Below are 560 nucleotides of genomic sequence, written 5' to 3'. Positions count from 1 at the left end.
ACGATGGCCTCGCGGCCGTCGACCACCCCGATCGCCTGCATGCGCAGCGCGCCGCATGTGCCGGCCTCGACGGTGCCCATCGCAACCTCGAGGGTGCGGTCGGTGACCGCGCGGTCGAAAGTCTCACGGATTTCCCGCACTTCGACGCCGAGCGCGTCGGCGATCAATCGGATCTGCCCCTGCCATTCGCCCGCGATCGCGCCCGGAAAGCCGATCCAGGGTTGGTAATCGAGCGGGCGGCCGAAGCCCAACGCGTCGCTCATGATGTCGGGAACGCCGTAGTCGTCGTACAGGCCGACCTCGAACGCATGGATCTTCTCGATCGACGATGACTGTGTGGACAGCACCAGCGGCAGGTAGTCCGCGGCGAACCCGGGCTCGATCCCCGACGCGTACAGCGACACCTGGCCCTGCTTGGCCGCCGCGACGAGCTGGTCGCGCCACTCCGCGGGTTCGTAGGCGTGCGGGTTGACCAGCCGCGTGGTGCTGGTGGTGACGACGTTGATCCCCGCCTCGAGCAGCCTGACGTAGTCCGGGATGGCCAGCGCGTCGCGTTCGGG

At 68.6% G+C, this 560-nt stretch carries 1 pseudogene; it reads right to left on the bottom strand.

Annotation, left to right across the window (positions count from 1 at the left end):
* Positions 1–560 (bottom strand): annotated as a pseudogene (locus A9X00_RS02640) (dihydrodipicolinate reductase); the annotation flags it as partial.

Origin of the sequence: Mycobacterium sp. 1245805.9, assembly GCF_001672915.1 — a bacterium.
In the GTDB taxonomy this organism is placed as follows: domain Bacteria; phylum Actinomycetota; class Actinomycetes; order Mycobacteriales; family Mycobacteriaceae; genus Mycobacterium.
Note: the sequence above shows the minus strand (reverse complement) of the source record. Positions and strands in the feature narration are given on the sequence as shown.